At 69.4% G+C, this 16,949-nt stretch carries 14 protein-coding genes and 1 pseudogene; 3 read left to right on the forward strand and 12 right to left on the reverse strand.

Annotation, left to right across the window (positions count from 1 at the left end; translation table 11 throughout):
* Positions 1-12 precede the first annotated feature (12 nt).
* The gene (locus tag ACYVPE_RS02235; protein WP_461031629.1) at positions 13-483 is read right to left on the reverse strand and encodes a DIP1984 family protein; all 471 of its coding nucleotides are present in this window, start codon (positions 481-483) and stop codon (positions 13-15) included.
* A 103-nt stretch (positions 484-586) separates the two neighbouring features.
* Here ACYVPE_RS02235 and ACYVPE_RS02240 point away from each other — a divergent pair.
* Positions 587-726: pseudogene (locus ACYVPE_RS02240) on the forward strand (IS5/IS1182 family transposase); the annotation flags it as partial.
* 12 nt (positions 727-738) lie between these two features.
* Here ACYVPE_RS02240 and ACYVPE_RS02245 read toward each other — a convergent pair.
* The 5 genes from ACYVPE_RS02245 to mobF form a co-directional block, all read right to left on the reverse strand.
* Positions 739-2,247 (reverse strand): DUF4246 domain-containing protein, encoded by a 1,509-nt coding sequence (locus ACYVPE_RS02245; RefSeq protein WP_461031630.1) that lies wholly within the window; start codon positions 2,245-2,247, stop codon positions 739-741.
* A 281-nt stretch (positions 2,248-2,528) separates the two neighbouring features.
* Positions 2,529-3,767, reverse strand: a complete 1,239-nt coding sequence (locus ACYVPE_RS02250) for a DUF1173 family protein (RefSeq protein ID WP_461031732.1) — start codon at positions 3,765-3,767, stop codon at positions 2,529-2,531.
* Between the two features lie 16 nt (positions 3,768-3,783).
* Positions 3,784-5,469, reverse strand: coding sequence for a hypothetical protein (locus ACYVPE_RS02255; RefSeq protein WP_461031631.1), 1,686 nt, complete (start codon positions 5,467-5,469; stop codon positions 3,784-3,786).
* Positions 5,470-5,471: 2 nt separating this feature from the next.
* Positions 5,472-5,870: a hypothetical protein gene (locus ACYVPE_RS02260; RefSeq protein WP_461031632.1), complete on the reverse strand. Its 399-nt coding sequence runs from the start codon at positions 5,868-5,870 to the stop codon at positions 5,472-5,474.
* A gap of 111 nt (positions 5,871-5,981) precedes the next feature.
* On the reverse strand, positions 5,982-10,247 hold the full coding sequence (gene mobF, locus ACYVPE_RS02265) for a MobF family relaxase (protein ID WP_461031633.1): 4,266 nt from the start codon (positions 10,245-10,247) through the stop codon (positions 5,982-5,984).
* A gap of 325 nt (positions 10,248-10,572) precedes the next feature.
* On the opposite strand from mobF, the gene ACYVPE_RS02270 reads away from it, so the two are divergent.
* On the forward strand, positions 10,573-10,944 hold the full coding sequence (locus ACYVPE_RS02270; protein WP_461031634.1) for a hypothetical protein: 372 nt from the start codon (positions 10,573-10,575) through the stop codon (positions 10,942-10,944).
* 5 nt (positions 10,945-10,949) lie between these two features.
* Here ACYVPE_RS02270 and ACYVPE_RS02275 read toward each other — a convergent pair whose 3' ends face one another.
* Both ACYVPE_RS02275 and ACYVPE_RS02280 read right to left on the reverse strand, forming a co-directional pair.
* Positions 10,950-11,603: a hypothetical protein gene (locus ACYVPE_RS02275; RefSeq protein WP_461031635.1), complete on the reverse strand. Its 654-nt coding sequence runs from the start codon at positions 11,601-11,603 to the stop codon at positions 10,950-10,952.
* Positions 11,604-11,706: 103 nt separating this feature from the next.
* Positions 11,707-11,946 (reverse strand): DUF6349 family protein, encoded by a 240-nt coding sequence (locus ACYVPE_RS02280; RefSeq protein ID WP_461031733.1) that lies wholly within the window; start codon positions 11,944-11,946, stop codon positions 11,707-11,709.
* 45 nt (positions 11,947-11,991) lie between these two features.
* Here ACYVPE_RS02280 and ACYVPE_RS02285 point away from each other — a divergent pair, with 45 nt between their 5' ends.
* Positions 11,992-12,330 carry a nuclear transport factor 2 family protein gene (locus tag ACYVPE_RS02285; RefSeq protein ID WP_461031734.1) on the forward strand — a complete coding sequence of 113 codons (339 nt, stop codon included), beginning with the start codon at positions 11,992-11,994 and terminating at the stop codon, positions 12,328-12,330.
* A gap of 34 nt (positions 12,331-12,364) precedes the next feature.
* On the opposite strand, the gene ACYVPE_RS02290 is transcribed toward ACYVPE_RS02285, so the two are convergent.
* The 4 genes from ACYVPE_RS02290 to ACYVPE_RS02305 form a co-directional block, all read right to left on the reverse strand.
* Entirely contained in the window at positions 12,365-12,616 is a 252-nt protein-coding gene (locus ACYVPE_RS02290; protein ID WP_461031636.1) for a DUF6181 family protein, read from the reverse strand.
* 77 nt (positions 12,617-12,693) lie between these two features.
* Positions 12,694-13,056 carry a hypothetical protein gene (locus ACYVPE_RS02295; protein ID WP_461031637.1) on the reverse strand — a complete coding sequence of 121 codons (363 nt, stop codon included), beginning with the start codon at positions 13,054-13,056 and terminating at the stop codon, positions 12,694-12,696.
* 272 nt (positions 13,057-13,328) lie between these two features.
* Positions 13,329-14,801: a ParB/RepB/Spo0J family partition protein gene (locus tag ACYVPE_RS02300; protein WP_461031638.1), complete on the reverse strand. Its 1,473-nt coding sequence runs from the start codon at positions 14,799-14,801 to the stop codon at positions 13,329-13,331.
* Positions 14,802-15,037: 236 nt separating this feature from the next.
* On the reverse strand, positions 15,038-15,568 hold the full coding sequence (locus ACYVPE_RS02305; protein ID WP_461031639.1) for a DUF6573 family protein: 531 nt from the start codon (positions 15,566-15,568) through the stop codon (positions 15,038-15,040).
* Positions 15,569-16,949: the final 1,381 nt, after the last annotated feature.

Here is a 16,949-nt window from a genome sequence, read left to right on the forward strand (position 1 = left end):
TGCTCGACCTGCTCAGTCGAGCAGGTCGACCTCCCAGTTCGTGCGCTGGATGCGCACATCGATCTCGCGGATCTCTTGCGCGAGTGCGTCCGCCTGAGCACGCAGTTCCGCGACCGGAAGGGCGGCGAGCATGACCAACTCGGATCGAAGCTGCCGACCGTGTCCTCGCTCGCCCGCACCTGCCGCGGCATCCGCTGCGGCGGTAACCACCGAGTGACGCAGCCGCAGCACGTCTCGGCGGGCGAGCGCGTCGGTCAGCGTGCCGTCCGGCCCCATGTCCACCGCCGCGTTGGTCCGGTTGATCCGCCGAATCAGTGTCTCAAGGGCACCCAGCACCTCACCGGCCTCGGCCAACAGCTGGGCCGCGTCCTCGGCAGGCGTCTCACCTTCCTGATACCGCGCACTGCTGACCACGCGTGCTCGCAGTTGCTCCACCCGCCGCGTCGCCGCCGCACGCTCCGCCAGTGCCTCAGCAAGCTTCATCGTCTCCCCCTCTCCTCCGCCGCGAGTGTCGCACGAGTATACGAACGCCACCGGACTCCCATGCACCAGGATTTTCTTCGTTCCGCCACAGAGCTCAGGGGGTAACGCCCGGCTGCGGGCTCCAGGAGAACGTGCCTTCGCACAGCTGAAACCTGGCGACTGCTCTGGCGGGCCAGGTGCTCCACCCGCCGCATCGGCTCCATCGTCCAGGCCGTCCACACTCTCCTGACGGGCACGTATTAGGAGAGAAGAGGTTCAGTGCTCGCAGAGGGAGAATTCTCGTTCATAGAGCTGCTCGTTGTGTTCGTCGACGAAGAACTTGCGTTCCTGCATGAGTTGTTCACGGTAGTTCTTGGCCTGCTCAAGCGTCATGGTCGAGGTGTCGGACCATGGCTGTTGCGGTGGCACATCGGATGTCGAGGTGATCCTTTTCGACGGGTCGACCAAGAAGAATGCGAGAATTTTTCGATATCCCGGGCGGGTGGGGTCCGTGAGGCGGAATGAGCCGACGCGGTGTTGCAGGATGTTCGGGAACGCCAAGCAGCGGCCCGCTGGGGTCAGTGTCGATCCCAGCACCTGGTTCAGCGCGTCTTCGTCCTCCAGGCCGTAGACCTCACGCAGGCCGTCGTCGTCGTTCTGTTCGTAGGACGGGTCGTCGAGTGCCGCCCGGAAGCTCAACTGGCTTTCGGTGATGTTCTCGCTGTCCCAGTAGTAGATGCCGGTCGAGACGATCCGCTCGTTCATCATCCCCTCGACATGCCAAGAACCGCCGGGGTACTCGGGCTTGTCCGGGGTGAGATGAATGGTGGCGAGCTTGACGATGACCTGGAGACGGCTGCCGCGGAGGTCGACTCGGGCGGATTCATCGGGCAACTCGGGCGGAGTGAAGGCCGGCGCGTCCGGGACGGCCGGGTGGCGGTTTTCCCACCAGTTGTCCTGGGCCTCTTCCCATGCGTGGAGGGCTTCTGTGTAGGCCCCGTCATCACTGTAGGAGGTTTTATCCGGGTACTCCGGCTCCGAGTCGTACCACCCGAATGGATCGGCCTCGATTCGCAGGGGCCGCGGATGACGCAGATCGGTGAGCACGTTCTCCAGCAGTGGGCGCAAGCGCGCGAACAAGTCAGGTAGAACGGAGGCGAGTTCGCGATGATCCTCGGGGTGGACGTTGTTGACATAAGAACGGAAGGTGACATCGCCGTCGTCACTGACGTCGACGTCCGTGGGGAGCCACTGGAACTTCTCCGAGAATTCGTGCCTCATGTAGATGTCTGTCGGGTTCTGCCAAGCCATCTCGGGCGCCCCGCTCGCCCCTCTTACCAAGCAGAAAAGTGAGGGATGAACCAGATCCAGTACCTGGCCGTCGGATCCGGGATGCCAGTCCAGTTCCGCTGCGGGGACCTGCTCCAGAACCCGAACCGCCTCGCGCAGTCGGGACCTGAGCTTGTCGTCGACCAGTGTGTCCGACTGCCATACCCCGTCAACGGCGGACATCTCGACGCCGGTTTGCCCGTCTCGCAGCGCGGCGTAATGCGCGAGTTCGGCAAGCACGTAACGAATCTGTGCTTCGGTGAGGCCCTGGGCGGCCGCTTCTTGCGTCCATCTGGCGACGATACCGGGGTCGTTCATCTTGTCGAACCACCCCGGCTTCGCCCGAATGAGTGCGCTGCACTGCATCATCTGAAGTTCCCGCAGCGTTCGGAGTGTCGCGAACGATATGGAGCGGGAAGCGCGAAAGGGCAGCGGGAAAGTGGACATGCCAGTCAATTCTCTTGATCCTCCCAGTCGGTGTGCGCGGAAGGATACTTCAGCAGACTGACACCACAGCCGCGGGTGTTTGTCGTCGCTGGCCTGGCAGCCAGGGCATCAATGTCGTCGCGTGATGTCCGGTTCGCATTCATCCGAGGCCGAGGCCGAGGAGCGCGGGAGGGAAGCGGGGGCTGCAGGTACTGGGGCGCAGGCCGGCCACGATGTTCTTCACTCCGGCCATGCGGAGGGCCCCGATGCCGAGTCTTGGAGCTTGAGTGTGTCTGGCTGTAGTCGACCTGTCACGTCGTCAGACGCGTCCTCCTGGCCAGGCTCGGCAGTGGGTTTGCAACGTCCCACTCGATCACGGGGATTCTCCGCGCCCTGTAGTGAGCCTGCTTGACACGCTTCCGCTGTCGGTACGAATCCAGGTTGGACATGCCGTAGACCTCGACGTGCATCGGTCCTGCGGGGTCGTCGGTAAGGACGAAGTCGGGGAAGACGGCGTCACTCGCGTCGTACCGGAGAGGCTTCACGAAGCTGCGCTCGGCCGCGGTCAGGGCGTCGGCCATGTGGATCTCGTGGGAGGAGTCCGCCGGTACGTAGGTGTTGGTGGTGAGCATGGCTGCCAGGTCGTCGGCGACGAGGTAGCCCTTGGCGCTGGTGCGGACGAGCAGCAGGACCATGCGCCGGCAGGGCACGTCTGCGGCCGCGGCGGAGAGGGCTGCGCGGTAGGAGCGTTGTGCGCGCTCGGCCAGCGTGGTGGAGGCGAACATCGGACGGGGCAGGTGGCGGAGTCGGTACCGCACGCCGTGTGGGGTCTCAGTCGCTTCCTTGAGCTCTCCGAGGAGTAGCCCGCGTTGCTCGATGCCGCGTCGCTCGCCGAGGCGGGCCCGGAAGTTCGCGAACTCTGCTGCGTTGGCCCTGGCGTTCGCGGGCTGGTACGGCGGAATCACGTGGAGCGCTTCGCGCAGTCGCTGGCCGTTGATCACGCAGTCGTCCGCTGCCTGGTGGAGGCGGGAACGGCATGTGGACCAACTCCGGTGCCAGAACGGGTGCCATTGGTTGAGCTGTGTCTGTTCCCACAGGAAGTGGAGAAGCCCGAGGAGGCCGACGGCTCGTCGGGCTGTACCTGGTTCTCCTCCTGACGGACGGCTGGTGGTGTGCCGGCGCGATGGTGTCATCCGCGTCGTCAGGGGATGGGCGAGGCGGATGGAGGTTCCGGCCTCGTCGTCGTGGATGGCCTCGTTGGTGTAGTGAGATCGACCGGACAGGCTCGGCGGGATCTTGTGGAACGGGCAGTGTGACGCGTGCTGTTCGCCGTCGCCCGGCCAGCCGGCGAGGTGGTAGCGGCCGGCTCGGACGCGGATCACCAGCTTGAGCCGGCCTGGCCGGCAGAGGCATTCGGCGTACCCGACCTCGGACTTGGCCCTGCTGAACAGCCGACTGTGCCGCTCGGGGGCGTCCCTTACCGCAGCGAGGGGGAGTGAGCGGTCGGTGAGCCGGATGAATGTGGATGGCGGTCGTGTCGTCGGACGCAGCGGGTCCTCCTGTGGGTCAGATCGACGGCGTTGAAGGACGAGCCGGGCGTGGGGAACGCGGCAGCGGCTCTCCGGGGCGTTCGTAGGCGAGCCGGAGGCTGCGCTCGATGTCCTGGCGTCGTGCGGGCATTCGGTGGGTCGGTAGCCAGCGCTCCTGGGCCGGCTCGACGGCGGGGGCGTTGATCCCGGGAACCTTGGGCGGGGCGGGCGGCCCAGGTGTGCCGAGCCGGCGGGCGTGGCTGTCGAGGCGCGCTCGTGGTGTGTCGGTGCCGGCGACGGCTGCGCTGGCGACCATCATCCGGGTGGCCTTCTTCGCGCTCTCGGCCGCGGTGTGGATGGCACCGAGGACGCGGTCGAGTTGCCGGGCGGGCGCTGTGAACCAGCGGGTTCTCCGGTCGGCGCGGAGGGGGCGGTGTTCGACGGAGTCGGTCACGAGGTTGCGCTTGATGCGGTCGAGCAGGTGGGGGCCGGCTTGGGAGAGGTGTTGGCCGAGGGCCGGCAGGCGGTGCAGATCGCGGAGCAGCGGGCCGATTCCGTCGGTGTCGCGGAGGATGTCGGGCGCGTGGCGAGGTTGGGGGCGCGGGGTGGTGGGGGTCCACTGCCCGCCGTAGAGGAGTTGGCCGATGCGGACGCTGATGGCTTGGGCGCTGATGACGGCCGGGTGTGGTCCGGTTCGGGGCATCAGGGCGACCTGGCGGGTCTGGACCTGGACGTAGTTGTAGCGGGGCAGGGTCGGGTGCTCGCGGGGGTCGGTGAGGTCGACGATCCTGCGGAAGGCCCCGTCCACGGAGCGCCAGTTCTGCGCTGCCGTGCGCAGGCCGTCGGCCGTGGCGCGAAGCTGGTCGGCGATCTCCTGAGGTTGGTGTTCGGCGAGGTGGAGCAGGAGGCGGCCGGTCAGGAGGTGTCCGAGGGCGAGGCTTCGGGTGATCTCCTGGAGGTCCGAACCGCTCAGTGGTCTGCCGGCGGCGCGGCTGGCTTCGAAGACGGCGCGGTTCACCCGGTCGCACTCCTCGCCGACGCGATCCAGCGTGGCGGGGAGGTCTGGCCGGAAGGCGTGGTCGACGACGAGTGCCGGGGCGGGGGTGAGTTGGCCGAACTCCAGCATCCGGTCGGCGTTGGCCTCCCGGCCCAGCACGACGGCCCGGTGCAACGCCGCTCGGGCATGTTGGAGGGCGACTCGCGTGCTCGGGCTGAAGCTGACCCGGCCCAGGCGTTCCACGAAGTGGCCGAGTTCCCAGGCCAGGTCGGTGACGCGGTAGAAGACGTACCGCTGGGCGCCGGCGGCGGCCAGGAGGGAGAGGTAGGGGCTGACGGGATCGCCGTCGGGGCCTCGGTGGGTTCTGATCAGGTCGCGTGAGATGGCGAGTTGGGTCGCGGCGGCCTGGAGGTGGTCGGCGGGCTCGCCGCCCGGCCCGCTGATGACCACCGAGCGTCGCAGCGCTTGGGCTAGGTGCCGGTCCGCGACGGCGAAGTGGGCGCGGATGTCGGCCAGGGCCTGGCCCATCACCGTGCCGCGGCCGGGGGCTTGGGCGGCGTCACGGGCGAAGGTGTCGGGGTAGGCGCGGAGGGCGGCGAACACCTCCTGCGTCTGGAAGAGCAGGCTGCGCGTCTGTCCCGCGGCGGGGATGGCCGGGAGGGCGCGCGTGGCCGCGCGCAGCGCCTCGACGGAGGCGTCGAACGCGGCGCCGAGGGTGGCCGGCACGGCTAGATCTCCCGGATCGACTCAAGCGATTGCGCGGCCTGCTGGGCCAGGTCAGCCGCCGTGAGCACCGACTCGGTGGGCACCTGAGGGCAGTCGGTGAGCGCGATAAGTGCCTCGTGGACGTGCCTCAGCAAGGCCGCGCACCGGGACAACGCCTCTGCTCGTGACCCCGGGAGGGACGGAGGGCTGCCAGCTTGGGGAGGGAAGAACATGGCCCGGCCGGCGAGGCAGACCTGTCCGGCGGCCAGGGCCTGTAGTTCGTCGAACCCGTCGGTCCACGCGACCGCATCAGCGGCTTGCACGCCGAGGTCGAAGGCTTCCCAACTGGCGTCGAGAACGTCCTTCGGCTCGTCGCTGCGCAGCGCCTCGTGCAACTCGGTCATCGAAGTGGTCGCCGCCATAAACGTCTCCCGGTGTGTGAGGTGGCAATGTTGACCATCCATTTTCGTCTGTGAATGGCGAGGTGGGGGTGATCGGCACGTCGCCGATAAGGGTGAAATCTTCCCCTCGGATCAGAGCCCGGGGATGTCGGGCTGTTGGGGTCCCGGGCTGCTCGACGTGGGCCGACTGGTGTTGCGGTAGGCGTCACGGAGGCGAGCGTCGGCGAGGGTGCGTTGGGCCTGGCGGCGGCGGAGATCGGCGGCGCGGCGGGCGTCGGCGCGGGCCTTGAGGAGATCGGGAGCGAGTTGTTCGAGCCGCCGTGCGGCGGAGTCCCGCTCGGCCACGGCCAGGTCGGCCTCGCTTCGTGCTCGGGCCACCTGCCGGAGCAGTTGGTCGGCCTGGGCGTGGGCGGTGGCCGAGTCGGCGGAAGCTGCCGCGGCGGCGGCCCGGTTGGTGGCGTCCTCGGCCTGTTGCGCGGCGCGGGTGGCCGCCTGGTCGGCGGCGTGCCAGCGGTCCGCGGCCTCCTGGGCCGCGGTCGCGTGAGAGTCGCCGGCCTGCCCGCGCGCGGCGATGATGTCGGGGCGCAGGGCGGCGGGCGGTGGGGTGGCGAGGCGCCAGCGAGCGACGGCCTGGGCGGCGGTGCGGTAGTCGGCGGCCTGGACGGGGTCGGTCGGGTGCCCGCCGAGCGCGGCGTGCTCGGCCTGGTGCTCCCACAGGGCGCGGTAGACGCCGATGGCGTGCGCGGCCTCGTCCCACACGGGGCGCAGCCGATCACCAGGTCCTGGGCGGGGGCCGAGGGCGTCGAGCCACGTCGGTGCCCGACCGGCCAACTGGGCGGCGTAGACGGGCACCGGTTCGGGGGTGGGGAGTTGGCCGGCGCGCCAGAGGCCCCGTTGGTGGCCGTCCTCGGCGAGCGGAGTAGGGCCGGTCGGATCGGCCCCTCGGTAGTCGGCGAGGTCGCGGTAGGCGGCCGCCGCCGCGAGGCGGTCGCGCCATGCGACGGCGTCGGGGACGGACTCCGGCTCGGGGCCGTAGGCGGCGGCCCAACCGAGGCCGGCACCGGCGTCTTGCTGGGCCCGGTCGGCGAGCGCCGTTGCGCGTTCGCGCAGTTGCCGGGCGAGGGCGTGCGCGTACTCCCGACGGTCGTCCTGGCGGTCGTCGTCGGGGAGACGCAGACCGATGGCCTTGAGCACGTCGGTGGGATCGGCGACCGGGTCCGCCTCGTAGCTGACCGCGGTGGCAGGCGCGGCCGCCTCCGGCTCGCGGAGGAAGGCGCCAGGGCCGGCGTCTTCGAGGGCTCGGCGGTTGCGTGCATGGACGATGGCCGCGGCGTCATCGACCGGTGTGCCCTCGGGGGTGAGGAAGTCGCGGGAGTAGTAAGTCTGCTTCAATAGTCGGTCGGTGTCGATCCCGGCCTCGGCGAGCTGGAGCAGCTGGGCGAGGAGGGCGGGCCAGGCCGGCGCGGTGGAAAGCTGGCGCGCCGCTTCCGGGCTGAGGAGGCGGGCGATGGCGTCGATGATCTCGGCCTCGGCGATGTCGCGCAGCACCTGCCGAAGACGGGGCTCATGGGTGCGCAGAGCTTCGGACTCCTCGAGCGCGGCGCGCTGCCACGCCGTGGCGGAGAGCTGGGTGCCGTCAGCGGCGACGACCCCGGCCCACAGCTGCCGACCGGTGCGGTCGGGGGCCGGCTCACCGCTCTCAAGGTCAATCGTGTCGCGGCAGACGAGGTAGCCGTGGTTCTCCAACGCCCCGCGCGTGAGCGCGGGGTAGACGCTGTTGCGGTTCATGCCCTGCACGATCAGGGCGTGGCCGGTGTGCACGGTGACGCCCTGGGCGCGGTCGTGGGTGATGGCATAGCCCAGCTCGGCGCCGGCGGCGCAGTAGTGGCTCGGGAGCGTGAGCCGGCCGCCGGTGCGGGCGTGACGGACGTCGAGGTCGCCGTCCTCGGTGACGGCGACGACCGTCCAGACGTCGCCGTTGCGCACGTACTGGCGGGCTCGGTTCCAGCAGGTGAGACGGCGGTCGTTGGCGCGGGTGACGATCTGGTCGCCGGCTCCGGCGCGGTTGCCGTCGGCGAGCTCGATGGTGACCGTGTCGTCGACGGTTCCGTCCGCGACGCGGGCGGTGCGGGCGACATGGGAGAGCTTGGCGGCGAGCGCGTTGATGGGGACGAGCAGCACGCTACTCAACCCTTCTGCGGTGTCCGCGCGCCAGGCGGCGTGGGCCTCCTCCAGCAAGACGTCCAGGGCGCCTTCGCGGAGGCGCCCGCGTGAGGAGTAGGCGATCCACGCGGCGTCGCCGTCCCCCTCGGAGAGCGCCGCGGCTGCGTCGATCTCCCACTGCCGAAGCGTGCCGTCGGCGTTGCGGAACCGGCGGACCTCGGTGAGCCGCAACGCACCGGCGTCGCTGGCGATGATGTCCAGCGCGCCGCCGGCGCCCGGGGCGCCGAGCTGGCGCGGGTCGCCGATCGGCAACAACCTGCCGCCGGCGTTCTCGACCTGGCCCAGCATGGCGTGCAGGTCATGGGTGTCGGCCTGGCCGGCCTCGTCCACGATGACCACCGCGCCGGCCGGCAGCGTCCACTCCGCGCTGCCCGGGGCGAACTTCTCGGACATGAAGCGCCAACGGGCGAGGTTCTCGGCACGGATGCCCGCTCGTTCGGCGAGATTGTCGGCCTGCGCCTGGCCGCGGGCCAGCCCGAGGACGGGGATGCCGTGCGCGTCGGCGACCTCGCGGACCAGGGCCATGATGCTGGTCTTGCCCGTGCCGGCGCCTCCCGTGATGGCCTGCAGGCGGGCATCGCCGACGAAGACCGCGCGGACGACGCGCTGCTGCTCGGCGGACGGCATGAACCCCCGCGTCCGGCGGCCGGCCGCGAGCGCCGCGTCCACCTGATCGGGCGTCAGGCCCCGCACCGGCGCGGGGCGCCGGGCGGCGTCCACCAGGTCGCCTTCCTTGGCCTTGAGCGTGTGGCTGGTGTAGCGGGCGGCGCCGTGCTGGACGAAGACCGGCGTACCGTCCGGATGCCGGTAGGACGCGGGGACGGGCACCGGCTCCGGCGGCGAGATCAGCTCGCACCGGCCGGGGTGCAGCACGTGCTCCACGACCCGATCGACCAGCCCGTCCCATTCCGGCCGCAGGTGCCAACCGGCGGCGACCAGCTGCCGGTGGGCCTCCGCCTCCACGTTCGCCCGTGTCCAGGACTCCCGATCACTTTCCAGCGTCGCCAGGACCCGCTCCACGACTTCGGGCAGCGGCACGCCCTCGTGCCGTCGAACCGTGGCCGGACGGGACGCCCGGCGAGCTCGGGCGAGCCAGCGACGTGGTCGACGAACACCGAGCTTCCGGGCGCGGGCGCGCCATTGAAGACGTTCCTCCTCACGGCTGTGGGCCTGCTTGTCCGGGCGTGCGGTCAGCGCCGCGCGCTGGGCCAGCTCGTACTCCTCGGCCCTGGCCGGCTCCCTTCCGTGCAGCTGCCGGAACTCGCGCAGCAACGCCGTCAAGGCACGCTCCGTCTGCACGCGCCGCGCGGAGAACGCTCTGACCACCGCGTCCGAGACGCCCAGGAACTCGCGCACCGGCCGCTTGTCCTGCCGAATGGTGTCGGTTCGCGGGGCGGCGACCACCCCGAACTTCTCGAACATGCCGCGCTCGACCTCGGCGGTGTACTGGGCGGAGAACGAGACGACGAGCCGGTGCAGGTGCCTGGCATCCAGCGCCAGCCAGCGGCCGTCCGGCGTGCGGACCTTCGTCGAGATCGCCACGTGCCGGTGCCAGTCGGGGTCGCCGGCCCGGCTGGAGCGGTGCTCGAACCCGGCGGCGATCAGCCCTTGGCCACGTAGCTGCACGACTCCGCCGGGGCCGCTTCTGGTCCAGCACGCCTCCCGCTCCAGACGGTTGAAGACCTTCCGGAACGCGGTCCTCTCGACCTCCTCAAGCCGGCTGCGCGTGGTGTCGCTCGCGCATCCCCAGAGCACGGCGAAGCTCTTGACCGGTGAGAACACCATCTCCCACCCGGAGCGCGCAGCGCGGTTCCCCAGCTTCTCGGCCTGCTCGGCAAGCTGCTCGCGCCGTGCGGCGGAGGCGTTCGGTTCGGCGGCGAGCAGCGTCTCCAGGTGCTCGTCCGTTGACGGATACCTCGGCCAGGCCCGTCCCAGGGGGCGACCTGTGGTGGGGTCGACGCCGTCCTTGAACACCGCGTCGGCGGCGCCTTGGCCGACCGGCCCGCGCAGCCCCAGCGCGGCGGCCTGGCTCCCCCACCATTCACCCGGGGTGTCGCCGCCGGAGGCCCAGTACTCGGCGGCCTTGCTCCGACCGATCGTCACGTCGCCGGAGGCGACGGTGCGCAGCAGGTAGTCGATGCCCGACCCGGCGCTGATCGGGTGCAGGGTAATCATGTTCCACCGCCCGATCCAACACTTTCCACGGTGCTGGGAAAGTGCCGGATCATGGCGGCAGCATAGGCTGAAATTCGAGTTCATGGCCGGAGTGCAAACGGTGTGCCGTCGTTTCTCTTCGAATTTCGCTGCCTGTGCAGCTGACTGCATGTGCTATTCGCTGGGCTGTGGTGAGCTCCTTGGCTCTGCCTGCTTCTGGTCTCGTCGATTCTCTCTGCGATGATGGCGTTCCACCTGCTGTGGGCCGCCCATTCGGGCGGGCCGCCGCGCCCGCGAGGGCGCGGCGCGTTGCGACAACAACGGGAATGCCAAGAGCATGCCGGGTATGGCCTCACAACGTGACAGGGCAATGCAGGAAAGGCGGCGCCGGCTTCGGGAACGGCAGGAGAAGGAACGAGTCGAGGTGCGGCGGCGTCAGCAGGCGCAGACGACGGCGCTGAACGAGATCGACGGCGCGGTGGCGAAATTCGAGACGGCCAGAGCGGCGGTGGCAGCCGCGGTGGCGAACGCCGTCGAGATGTTCCCGTCGGTCGAGGCTCTGGCCGAGGTCGTCACGTTCGACGCGCGCGACATTCGCGCCCTGCAACGCGAGCACCGACGTGTCCAGCAGGAGGTTCGGCGTTCGTCGCCGACCGTCGAGCAGGTGCCGGCGCAGGCTTGTGGCGAAGCCACTTCGGCGGCCGCGGCGACCACCTGACGACCTCAGCCTTCGGTGCTGACCTGGGCGATCAGCCGCTCGGCGTGCCGGTGAGAGATCGACAGCTCGCGTGCGACTCGCTCGGCCGGTGTCTCCTCCCCGGCGGCGAGCAGCCGGCGGACGTGTTCGAGGCGCTGGTGGGCGAGTTGGTGGCGGGGGTTGTTGGAGTGGTCGCGGGGCCGGCTGTCGGTCGCGCCGACTGGCCGCCCGCCGCCGGCTCCGCGACCCGGGCGGGAGGCGAGCCAGGCGGGGATGGTCTCGCGGTGGAAGTGCGGGACGCCGAACACCTTCTCGTCGGGGCTCGGGCCGGTGCCGTCGGAGATGTAGCTGGCCCAGGTCTCCTCGGTCGGACGCTGCTCCTCGGGGATGCTGAGCCGGGCCTCTTCGAGGTCGAGCAGGTCTCGGGGATCGGCCACTGCGGGAAGTTCCGGGATGGGGCGGCCTTCGACGGCGGCCAGGAGCTGTTCCTCGTCCCAGATCCGCTGACGGGTGCCCGAGCGGCTGAGGGTGGGGGGCAGCTTCTGCCACGCCTTCCGGTTGCGGAAGGTGCCCAGCGCGATGCCGAGGAGCTGCGCGGCGCGGGCGGAGTCGGCGGGCGTGCGGCCGGCGGGAATCACCGTGGTCTCCCTGGTCTGCTCGTGTCCTGGCGGTGGTCCCACGGGATCGTGAGCCGACACGGAGAATCAAACCAAAACCAGGCCACGAAGGGCCGCGCCCGTCACCCGTGGGGGCGACGGACACGGCGAAGTCGCCCATCCGGCATCAGAAGAGCCGGTGCTGCGCGCCACAGGACGTAGCGCGGTGCGTGCGGGCTGGTCGTCGGATGTGGAGTTGGTAGCGGGGGCATCGGGCCGTCGGCGGAAGGTGCGGTTCACCGTGGCGGTGATGCAGGAGCAGGACGGGGGCGCCCGCGTCGATCCAGCCGGCGGGAGGGACCTCTCGCGACGATCGTCCACGCCTATGCGAAACAGCGGCGCCACCGTCAGTGGCGCCATGCAGGATGTGGTCATGGAACCTTCAAAGACCGTTCAGATGCTTTGGAACCGTATGCAGGACCGGGACTGGGCAGGCGTTGGTGAGCTGCTGGCAGATGATGTAGTTGTGGAGTGGCCGGTCAGCGGTGAACGCATCCTGGGCCGCGAGAACTACGTGCGCATCAACGCGGAGTATCCGGAGGGATGGTCGATCAACGTCCTCCGCATCGTGTCGTCCGGAAACGAAGTCGTCTCCGAGGTCGAGGTCCCTCACGACACGATGGGCATCCATCGGGTGGCGTCCTTCTGGACCATCCGCAACGGCGTGATCACCAGCGGCCGCGAATACTGGACAGAACTCGGCGCGGACCCGTCTCCCGCATGGCGGGCTCCATACGTCCAGCCGATCTGAGTTCCCTCCAATCGTGGCCGACGCATATTCGCCGTCACATGAAGAGAACGAAGCCACCGTGATAGAGAAGCTGCTTCTCCACCGTTTCGCGGATCCGGTTCATGCTGGCCGAGCCGTAGTCCTGGAACGGGGAGTCGAGCAGGACTTGGGTGAGTTCGACCGCGGTGAGGCGCGACCTGAGGTGGATGGTGAGTCGGTCGATGCCGTCGCGGCTTTCGGTGGCGTCGGGCGTCCGCGTGGCGGGATCCGCGGGGAGGCGGTGTTCCTCAGCGGCTGGGTGGTGCATGGCGAGTCCTGAGGTGATGTGGAGACAGCGGGCAGTTCGCGGGCGTGGCCCTGGTTGGCCAGGGCCACGCCGGTCTTTCAGGACTCGAGGAGGTGCAGCGGTGGCGGTGTGCTGGGCGCGTCGCGGTAGAGGTGGCCGAGCGCGCTCAGCGCCAGATCCCGGTGCGCGGAGGTACGGTGGAGCAGACGGAAGAACAGCCCGGCGGCGCGCTCGTGCACGTGGTTGTCGGTGCGCCGCAGCGTGACGATGTAGGCCAGCGTGTGCAGGCCGAAGACGTCGGACTCGATGAGCTCGCGGAGCGGCTGGCCGGCGTGCTCGGCGACCTGCTGGAGGTGTTCCAACAACAGCTCCGTCGCGTCGTGCAGCTCCTGCTGCGTGTAGCAGGCGGCGCCGCTGTCGGGCTGGTCGGGCTCGGGGACGAGACGCAGGTGGTCTGACATGGTGTTGCCCTTCCGGACGGTGGGTGGTTCGCGTCGGGCCCGGGGCCAACCAGGCTTTTCGACATGAATAACTTTACCAATCTTTATGCACTTCGTTTGGGCGTTTCGGCGTCGTGTCGCTCTCGACTTCGGCGCCGAGGTTGGTCGTTAGACTGAGGTCTTCTGCGTGCCTCCCTTCGGGGCTGGGTGCGTGGTTCGCGGGACCGGCGGCCGGGCCAGCCTCTTCGGAGGTCCGTCCTGGTGGCGGACGGCCGCCGGTCCATCACCATCGACTAACCGTCGGTGTCGTTCTCCGCCTCGGGCGACGACGGCGGAGCGGTTTCGGCCGGCGCGCACATCTCCCGCTCGATGTCACTGAGGACGTATCCCTCGCCGACCAGGAACGCCAGCCAGCCACGGAGATCGTCACCGGGGCTCCGCCATGCGTGGTCGTGCATGACCTCGGACTCCATCGCGGCGGCCGTGTGGGCGAGCAGCAGCCGCCAGCGGCGCGCCTTCCCGGTGCGGGCGATGACCGGCCCGAACGGGTCGGCGCTCGCCTCGTCCTTGTTGGGGTCGGGGACACCGAGGAAGCGAGCGGTCAGGTCCGTGCGGTGCCGGCCGGTGTAGCGCGAGTACACGTAGCCGACCCCGGTGATCAGAGACAGGGCCGTCGTCCAGACCGCGTCGGAGGCCGTCTTGCGGCCGCAGAGTTCGGTGATGAACGCGTACCGAACCTCCCTGGCCGCCCGCCACGCCTTGTTGGAGGCGATCGTGTGCCGCCGCTTGGCCAGCTCCGCCGCACGGTCGACGGGCTCAGCGCCTGCCGCCGGCGCGGCCTCGGCGTTGAGCTGGTGTCGCTGCCAAGTCGTGCAGACGTACACCGGCTCGCTTGTCTCCGGATGCAGTGCGGCTGCGTGCCCGGGGCAGTCGGCGGCGTGGTGCTCGGGCGTGACGGGGTTGCCTAACCCGGTCTGGAGGTCCGTCAGCGGCCGAACGTCCCCGTACGCCCAGGAGTACTTGTAGGCGACGACGCGAACCCCCGCGTCGGCCAGCTTGGCCTGCGCAGCCGCGCGCCGCTCGCGGTCGGCCTTCTCCTGCCGGAGGCACTGAAGGGCGTGGGCCCAGTGGCCGCGCCACCCCTCGCCCTTCTTCCGATCCAAGGTCTTGGCGTGGGACAACGTGCTGAGCGCCCCCGGCACGTCGTGAACCTCGGCGAAGTCCGCCGCCTCTACCAGGTCGAAGGCCGCCCCGAGTACGGCCGCCAACTCTTCGTTGTCGAGCTTTGCCGCGCGGCTCGCCACCCGGATCTCGGCCGGCCGGTAGCCCAGCGCCTTCGCGTGCAGGGCACGCTTCTCCTCGCCGAGGTCCATGAGCGCGAGCTGTGTCAGGGCGTCGACGTCATCACGCTCGCTGGCAGCCCTGCGGTGGACGTTCTCCACCATGCTGGCCACCAACGCCTCGTCATCGACCCCGACCAGGTCATCGCGCAGCAGGCATGGCACGAGCGCGTACGGCCGCTTCCTCGCCTTCGCCTCCTTCGCCGCGAGCAACGCGGCACCCAGACGACGCTGCCCCCACACGACGCCCAGCGTCGTGCCGTCTGCCTGGCGCCGCACGAGCAGTGGGACCTGAACGCCCATCGCCTTGACACTCGCGACCAGGGCACGGTCGGGCTCCGTGGAGTCGCCCGTCTCCCGCTTCTTACGGTGGTTGAACGGATCGACCACCAGCGCGTGCGGGTCCAGATACTCCAGGCGTCCCACGTCGTGACGCACCGGCCCCGGCCTCGACCACCGCGGCCTCGCTCGTCACCCGCGCCGTCCGCCGTCGAACGGCCGGCGCCGCCGTCTTCCTCGCAGGTCGGGTGGACTTGGTCGCCGCTCGCGGGCGGTTCTTCTCCGTCGTGTCGTTCATCTTCCGCTGTCCTTCCTTCTCGGTGAGTGGTGTGGTTCGCCGGTGCTTGGACGGCGGGGCCAACCGCCGTCCCAGCACACGTGGTTCAGCTCTCGTCGGGCAGCATGATCGTCAGGACCGGCTCACCCGAGTCCCCGGGGCCGATCTCGACAGCCAGCACCGTCCGGCGCGCGGTCCGGGCCCGACCCGGGCGCGGGACCCGGTACAGCTCGACCAGGTACCGCCACTCGGTCCGCCGCAGGCGCCGCAGGGCGAACCGCACCATGTTCAGCACGTCCCACAGCCGGCCGACCTCGTCCTGGCACGTCCCCTTGCGCGCGTCGTCCTCCGCGCTCCAGGCCACGCAATCGGCATGGGCCGCAGCGGTCAGCGCCACCGGCACGGGCAGCCCGGCCTGACGGGCCAACTCCGCGTCAACGGCGACCAGGACGCCGTCCTCCAGGGCATCCGCCCGTGAGTACGCGTCGACGACCGCAGCCGTCGCCTCCCCGCGCTCAGCGCCGTCGGCCGGCTCGACCTGACTCCCTGCCGGGGGCGTCGGGATCGAGCGCATCGCGTCGCCGCCGACCTCAAGGTCACGGAAGCTTCCGCCGCTGGGAAGAGCAGATGAATTCATGGACGAGATTCCCTTCTTGGTGATGCGTGATTCGCGTCGAATTCAGGGCCAACCGATTTCGACATGAATAACGATACCAAATCTCGCACACTCTTGAGGGTGAACTCGCCCGCAAATCCAGGAAGTTTCTTGACCTACAGTGACGGCGGCCGATGACGACGACGATGCCCAGCCGATCGGCAGGTGACGGCTGCAACTGACGTCACCGGCAAGAGCTTATAAAGGCGGTGCGCAACCGATCCCACGGACCCGCGCTAGGTAGCGGATGCGGCTGCGCGCAACCCGAGTCGGCGACGACAATCCGGCCCGGCGCGACGATCATCCGCGCGCCCAATGGCGCCGAGCGTTCACGCAACCACATGGCGGTCACCGTGACGGCAATCCGGAAGATGCCCCCTCCCCCCGTAGCCAGCCCTTTCACGTTCATTAGTGGCGGCCCGAAAGTCGGCTACGGCGGACGCCCTAGACCGCCCACCGTTTCCGCCCTACCGTTCGAGACCGAATCGTAAATTTCCGCTGGATGGCGGTTCTTATTTTTGAGGGACATCGAGTCTCGTGATGCCGCAGCCAGGGTCACACTGTGTGGGTGCCGGCGTTGTCTTCCGCCGTGGTGAGGTCGGCCAGGCTGACGACGGCGGTGACGGCGGTGCGCTTCCTAGTGAACTGCTCGCGGATGGCGGGGGCGTTCAGGTCGGGGACGCGGTGGCCTCGGCCAACGGCTGAAGGTATTCCTCAGCCCGCTGGGCGGCGGACGGCCTCGGGGCGGATCCAGCCGGTGGGGGCAGCGACTTCCCGCGAGCGGGTCGATGAATATGCCCCAGGTGGGGAACAGTCGTACGTGTCCCGACTCCTGGACTGCCGCACCAGTCCGGGGACCGCGTTCGACGACTTGACCCGGCGGGGTTTTAGGATTGCTTTCACGGGTGCTGAAGTGCCATTTGGCTCAGTGCCGAGCAGTCGCTGTGCAGTGCGGCTGTGGATTGGAACATTGAGGCGTACTGAAGCCTGAGATCGTTGATCCTTCTAGCGAGGCGGGAGTCCATGGACTCCCGCCTCGAGGTTTTTCCTCTTGTAGCGGCGTGGCTCAGGCGCCGCATCTTTTCAATACGCTTCACTGAACAGAGGTGATGCGAAATGGGCGATCAAGCTCAGATGGCTATGCAATCGGCAGCGCTTATCGCTTTGGCAGCTGGTGGGCTCGTTGCCGTACTCGTCCGATCGGAAGGTGCCAGCTACGCGCGTACGCTGCTGTCTGCCCTCTTCTCGTGCATTTGGGTGATGGGTGTGACCATCGAGGGCCTCGAAGCGGTGTTCGGCTCATCCCTCTGACCTCTGCGAGAGCGGCTGTCTCGTGGTCACAGCCGCCATCGGTGCCCGTTCT

Source organism: Streptomyces mayteni (genome assembly GCF_054783955.1).

Coding starts and splice junctions, on each gene's coding strand:
- ACYVPE_RS02235 (WP_461031629.1), bottom strand. CDS start 483: ATGAAGCTTGCTGAGGCACTGGCGGAGCGTGCGGCGGCGACGCGGCGG.
- ACYVPE_RS02260 (WP_461031632.1), bottom strand. CDS start 5,870: ATGGCGGCGACCACTTCGATGACCGAGTTGCACGAGGCGCTGCGCAGC.
- mobF (WP_461031633.1), bottom strand. CDS start 10,247: ATGATTACCCTGCACCCGATCAGCGCCGGGTCGGGCATCGACTACCTG.
- ACYVPE_RS02270 (WP_461031634.1), top strand. CDS start 10,573: ATGGCCTCACAACGTGACAGGGCAATGCAGGAAAGGCGGCGCCGGCTT.
- ACYVPE_RS02285 (WP_461031734.1), top strand. CDS start 11,992: ATGCAGGACCGGGACTGGGCAGGCGTTGGTGAGCTGCTGGCAGATGAT.
- ACYVPE_RS02290 (WP_461031636.1), bottom strand. CDS start 12,616: ATGCACCACCCAGCCGCTGAGGAACACCGCCTCCCCGCGGATCCCGCC.
- ACYVPE_RS02295 (WP_461031637.1), bottom strand. CDS start 13,056: ATGTCAGACCACCTGCGTCTCGTCCCCGAGCCCGACCAGCCCGACAGC.
- ACYVPE_RS02305 (WP_461031639.1), bottom strand. CDS start 15,568: ATGAATTCATCTGCTCTTCCCAGCGGCGGAAGCTTCCGTGACCTTGAG.